The sequence below is a fragment of the Frankia sp. CoWAU3 genome, from assembly GCF_977971855.1.
Genome location: NZ_CDWWXB010000097.1, coordinates 1 through 4,786, shown reverse-complemented (window position 1 = coordinate 4,786; position 4,786 = coordinate 1). Strand labels below are relative to the sequence as shown.

The 4,786-nt window shown below is 67.6% G+C and carries 5 protein-coding genes; 4 read left to right on the top strand and 1 reads right to left on the bottom strand.

Annotated features, from left to right (window positions below):
- Positions 1-54: 54 nt before the first annotated feature.
- From lipA to AC08ON_RS10535, 3 genes are all read left to right on the top strand, one after another.
- Positions 55-1,056, top strand: a complete 1,002-nt coding sequence (lipA, locus tag AC08ON_RS10545; RefSeq protein ID WP_476607851.1) for a lipoyl synthase — start codon at positions 55-57, stop codon at positions 1,054-1,056.
- Between the two features lie 117 nt (positions 1,057-1,173).
- The gene (locus AC08ON_RS10540; protein WP_476607850.1) at positions 1,174-1,431 is read left to right on the top strand and encodes a hypothetical protein; all 258 of its coding nucleotides are present in this window, start codon (positions 1,174-1,176) and stop codon (positions 1,429-1,431) included.
- 106 nt (positions 1,432-1,537) lie between these two features.
- Positions 1,538-2,404, top strand: a complete 867-nt coding sequence (locus AC08ON_RS10535) for a DUF4191 domain-containing protein (RefSeq protein WP_476607849.1) — start codon at positions 1,538-1,540, stop codon at positions 2,402-2,404.
- A gap of 75 nt (positions 2,405-2,479) precedes the next feature.
- Here the strand turns inward: AC08ON_RS10535 and AC08ON_RS10530 are convergent, their stop codons facing one another.
- Positions 2,480-2,959 carry an RDD family protein gene (locus tag AC08ON_RS10530; RefSeq protein ID WP_082456814.1) on the bottom strand — a complete coding sequence of 160 codons (480 nt, stop codon included), beginning with the start codon at positions 2,957-2,959 and terminating at the stop codon, positions 2,480-2,482.
- A gap of 182 nt (positions 2,960-3,141) precedes the next feature.
- On the opposite strand from AC08ON_RS10530, the gene glnA reads away from it, so the two are divergent.
- Positions 3,142-4,566 (top strand): type I glutamate--ammonia ligase, encoded by a 1,425-nt coding sequence (gene glnA / locus AC08ON_RS10525; protein WP_011437527.1) that lies wholly within the window; start codon positions 3,142-3,144, stop codon positions 4,564-4,566.
- Positions 4,567-4,786: the final 220 nt, after the last annotated feature.

Sequence of the window (4,786 nt, the reverse complement as noted above, 5' to 3'; positions counted from 1 at the left end):
CCTCCCCTCCTTTGAACCGGTCGCCGAGCAAGCTGAGCAGATGGAGCTGGTGGTATGACCGCCGTCGCCCCCGAGGGTCGTCCGCTGCTGCGCATCGAGGCCCGTAATGCGCAGACGCCGATCGAACGCAAGCCATCGTGGATCAGGACTCGGCTGCGCACCGGCCCGCAGTACCAGGACGTCAAGGGGCTGGTCCAATCGGCCGGGCTGCACACGGTGTGCGAGGAAGCCGGCTGTCCCAACATCTACGAATGCTGGGAGGACCGCGAGGCGACCTTCCTGATCGGCGGGGAGGTCTGCACCCGCCGCTGCGACTTCTGCCAGATCGACTCCGGGCGGCCTGCCCCGCTCGACCATGACGAGCCGCGCCGGGTGGCGGAGTCCGTCGCCACCATGGGCCTGCGGTACGCGACGGTCACCGGAGTCGCTCGGGACGAGCTCGCGGACGGCGGCTCGTGGCTGTACGCGGAGACGGTCCGCCAGATCCACGCACGCTCGGCCGATACCGGCGTGGAGGTCCTGATCCCGGACTTCGGCGGCCGGCCCGACCGGTTGGGCGAGGTGTTCGAGGCGGCGCCCGAGGTACTCGCCCACAACCTCGAAACCGTACCCCGGATCTTCAGGCGGATCCGGCCGGCGTTCCGGTACGAGCGCTCACTCGACGTGCTGCGCCAGGCCCGCCAGGCCGGGCTGGTCACGAAGTCGAACCTCATCCTGGGTCTGGGTGAGACGGCGGAGGAGATCCACACGGCCCTGCGGGATCTGCGGTCGGCGGGGTGTGAGCTGCTCACCGTGACCCAGTACCTGCGCCCGACGCCGCGGCACCATCCGGTCGAGCGGTGGGTGCGGCCGGAGGAGTTCCTCGACTGGGGACGTGTCGGCGCGGAGCTCGGGTTCTCCGGGGTGATGTCCGGTCCGCTCGTCCGGTCTTCCTACCGGGCCAGCCGCCTCTACCAGCAAGCGATGACGGCACGTGACCAGGACCGCAGCGAAATGTCCGTTCCCCCGGAAAGTGTGTCGGAGAACTCTCACGGGCAACGGCCGAGTCCGTGGTGACCATTCCTCGAAGCAGCTAGAATTAGCTTAGAGTTATCCACTCGTTACATGGGGGTCATCCTCTTCGCCCATCATCGAGGTGTGTGCCCACGACCGTGCCGGGAGGTCGTTCCCATCGTGCTCCGTTCACTGCTCAGCGTTCTCGAAGAAGTGACCCTGCTGCTGCTGCCGCACGGAGGTCAGAAGACCGCGCGTCGTAACGCCTGGCGGGCGGCCACCGATCTGCACGTGACGACCGGCTATCGATGGATAGATACCACCGTGCCGCTTTCGGTCACGTCGGTCACGCCCGCGCCGCCCCGAGTCACCACCCCGGGCCGCCGCCCCGCGTCCGCGCGCGGTCGCCGCCCAGCCCTGATCCGCGTCACGCCCTGATCACGCCCGGCAGTCAGATCCGTCGGACTTCCCGCCGGCCAACGGCGATCAGCGAGCACGGGACGAGTATCCCTACCGCTAGCCAGGAGGCCGTAGGCTCGCGGTCATGGCACTGAAGAAGAAGCCGACGGACGCCCCGGGGCCGGCGACCCCTGGGGCGGCGGGGAAGGACCAGTCGGCGGGCGCAGCCGACAAGAACGGCGCGGCTGGCAGGCGCGGCACCAACCCTGGTGCCGCGGGGAAGACCCCCGGTGCGGCCGGCAAGGCTGGCGCGGCCGGTCGGAACGGCCGCGGCGGCGGGACGGGACCGGGAAAGGGATTCACCACTCGGGTCGCCCAACTCCGGATGATCTACAAGGTCACCCGGCAACGCGATCCGCGGGCGCTCTGGATCACCCTGGCGGGCTTCCTCGCCCCGGTCGCCGTCGGCATCGTGCTCGCAATCTTCGTCGGTCCGCTGTACCTGTGGATTCCGATCGCCCTTCTGCTCGGGGTAGTCGTCTCCCTGAACCTGTTCAGCCGGCGGGTGCAGCGGACCGCCTACGCCGAGATGGAAGGCAAACCGGGCGCCGCCGCCGGAGTGATCGAACGGATGCGGGGCGAGTGGCGCATCACCCCCGCCGTCGGCGTCAACCGGCATCAGGATGTGGTGCACCGTGTCGTCTGCCGGGCCGGGGTCGTGATCATCGCGGAGGGTCGCGGGCGTGGCCCGCGGGAACTGCTCGCCGCCGAGAAGCGCCGGATCCGCAAGGCGGTCGGCGACACGCCGGTGACCGACATCATCATCGGCACCAGTGAGGGGGAGACTCCCCTACCCAAGCTGCAGAGCACCCTGATGCGGCTGCGGCGCACCCTGCGCCGCAGCGAGGTCGACGCCCTTGACCGTCGCCTGCGGGCGATGGGCGGCGCGGCGCTGCCGATCCCGAAGGGACCGATCCCCCGCAACATCCCGCGCGGCGGCCGCATCCGATAGCGCCGCCGCCAGGCGTGGTCCGCTGTGCGGCCCACGGTGGCCCACCCCGAAGCCTCGAAGTGGAGGGGATCCGCGCTACTTCTCGGGGCCGGGCTTCTCGGGGTCGCGCACCACCACAGTCCCGGCGGCACGATCGTGAAGGCCGCGTAGGTCACGGTCCCAGATGAACACCGGGATGAACAGGCCCAGCAGAACGGTACGCACGACGATCCACGGCCAGGACTGCCGACCGCAGTCACGCAGCCGGATCACACGGATGCCGGCCAGCCGCATGCCGATCGTCTGACCGGCCGTACCGACGAGGATCAGCTCTTCGAGCAGGAAGAGCGCGTAGATCGCAAGGCCACGCGCGTCTGCGGCGTAGCTCAGTCCGACGATGTACAGCACGCCGACGATCAGGTTCGCGACGACCGCGTCCACGAGGTAGGCCAGCAGACGCGGGCCGAACCCGACCACGGATCCTCGGCCGTCCCGCGGCAACCCGAGGCGTACCCCGGGCGGGGTGTCCCGTGGCAGACCTGGCCCGTCAAGCCAGCCTCCAAGTGCTCGTCCCACGACGCAAGCTTATGTGGCACCGCAACATGCACCCAACTCATCACGTTGAGTAATGAAGTGGGTTTCGGTAACGCTACGGAAACCATCCCGTGATGTCGTACACCGATGACCTGGTGACCGGAGACACGCCAACATGGCGTAACCTGTGGGCCTAAGAAGCGTGACGCGATGCTGGAGGACGAATGTTCACAAAAGCAGAAGACGTGCTTCGCTATATCCGGGACGAAGACGTTCAGTTCATCGATGTCAGGTTCTGCGATCTTCCCGGGATCATGCAGCACTTCACCATCCCGACCCAGGTCTTCGCGGAGTCGGTGTTCACCGAAGGTCTGATGTTCGACGGCTCGTCGATCCGCGGCTTCCAGGCCATCCACGAGTCCGACATGCTGCTGCTACCGGACCCGCACACCGCTTTCGTGGACCCCTTCCGCGAGCACAAGACCCTCGCCATGACGTTCTTCATCCATGACCCGATCACCAAGGAACAGTACTCCCGGGATCCGCGCAACATCGCCAAGAAGGCGGAGGCCTATCTCCGGGGCACCGGCGTCGCGGACACCGCGTATTTCGGTCCGGAGGCGGAGTTCTACATCTTCGACGATGTGCGTTATGACTACAACCCCTACGGGTCGATGCACCAGGTCGACTCGGTCGAGGCCGCCTGGAACACCGCCCGGAAGGAAGAGGGCGGAAACCTCGGGTACAAGCCGAGGTTCAAGGGCGGCTACTTCCCGGTGCCGCCCACGGACCACTTCACCGACCTGCGTTCCGAGATGACCCGGGTGCTCTACGAGACGGGTATCACCGTCGAGATGCAGCACCACGAGGTCGGCACCGCGGGCCAGGCGGAGATCGACATCAGGTACGACACGCTTCTGAAGACCGCCGACAACCTGATGCTCTACAAGTACGTCATCCGCAACGTCGCCCGCGGCCGCGGCAAGACCGTCACCTTCATGCCGAAGCCGCTGTTCGAGGACAACGGATCCGGTATGCACGTCCACTCCAGCCTGTGGAAGGACGGGGAGCCACTCTTCTACAGCCCGAACGGGTACGGCGGTCTCTCGGACACCGCCCGCTACTACATCGGGGGGCTGCTGCACCACGCCCCGGCGCTGCTGGCCTTCACCAACCCCACCACGAACTCCTACCGTCGGCTCGTGCCCGGCTACGAGGCACCCGTCAACCTGGTCTACTCGGCCCGCAACCGGTCAGCGTGCTGCCGCATCCCGCTCAGCGGTGACTCGCCGAAGGCCAAGCGGGTCGAGTTCCGCGTGCCGGATCCGAGCTGCAACCCGTATCTCGCCTTCGCCGCGATTCTGATGGCGGGACTCGACGGCGTGCGGAACAAGATTGATCCGCCGGACCCGATCGACAAGGATCTCTACGACCTCCCGCCGGACGAGTTGGCCGCGGTTCCCCAGGTCCCGGGTTCGCTGGAGAAGGTGCTCGATGCGCTGGAGGCGGACAACGAGTTCCTGCGGGAGGGCGACGTCTTCACCGCGGATCTGATCGAGACCTGGCTGGACTACAAGCGGGTCAACGAGGTCGACGCCATCCGCCTGCGGCCGCATCCATACGAGTTCACCCTCTACTACGACATCTGACGCCCAGCCGTAAGGTTCCGGCCATTGACCCATCGCCGGGCCTCGGGCGATCCGGCGGGCGCCGAGGCGGTGACCACAACCGGGTCCCGGACAGGTGCGGCACCGGTGAACCGCGGGGGGTCGGTCACGCTCTCGAGGCGGGGAGCCCTGATTGACCCCTGCGGTTCGTCTGGTCCTTCGCCGCGGCGCCAGAAGGCCTCTTCGAGCCGGGGACGCGTGT

Coding starts and splice junctions, on each gene's coding strand:
- lipA (WP_476607851.1), top strand. CDS start 55: ATGACCGCCGTCGCCCCCGAGGGTCGTCCGCTGCTGCGCATCGAGGCC.
- AC08ON_RS10535 (WP_476607849.1), top strand. CDS start 1,538: ATGGCACTGAAGAAGAAGCCGACGGACGCCCCGGGGCCGGCGACCCCT.
- glnA (WP_011437527.1), top strand. CDS start 3,142: ATGTTCACAAAAGCAGAAGACGTGCTTCGCTATATCCGGGACGAAGAC.